This window comes from Psychrobacter sp. S1-30-MNA-CIBAN-0213, assembly GCF_040309845.1.
GTDB lineage: Bacteria > Pseudomonadota > Gammaproteobacteria > Pseudomonadales > Moraxellaceae > Psychrobacter.
This window is the reverse complement of the sequence record NZ_JBEOPE010000160.1, coordinates 1-243: the sequence shown is the minus strand read 5'-3', so window position 1 is coordinate 243 and position 243 is coordinate 1. Positions and strand designations below refer to the sequence as shown.

Genomic DNA, 243 nt, shown 5'->3' with positions numbered 1-243 from the left:
AAAATGGGCTTTCAAGTGACTGCATACCAACGTAAACAGCTTTTATTTGGGTGTATGCTTTTAATGTTTCAGAGCCATTCTCACGACCAATACCAGACATCTTGTAACCACCAACCGGCATTTCTGCAGGAGAGGCACCATAAGCATTTATCCAACAAATACCGGCTTGCATTTGATGAATAACACGATGTGCACGGGTAATGTCTTGCGTAAATACACCTGCTGCTAAGCCTAGGTGAGTAC

General features: G+C 43.2%; 1 protein-coding gene. It reads right to left on the bottom strand.

Annotated features, from left to right (window positions below; translation table 11 throughout):
* Positions 1-243 (bottom strand): aldehyde dehydrogenase family protein (locus AAEY87_RS14340; protein ID WP_350657651.1); only part of this gene is annotated, 243 nt, incomplete at both ends.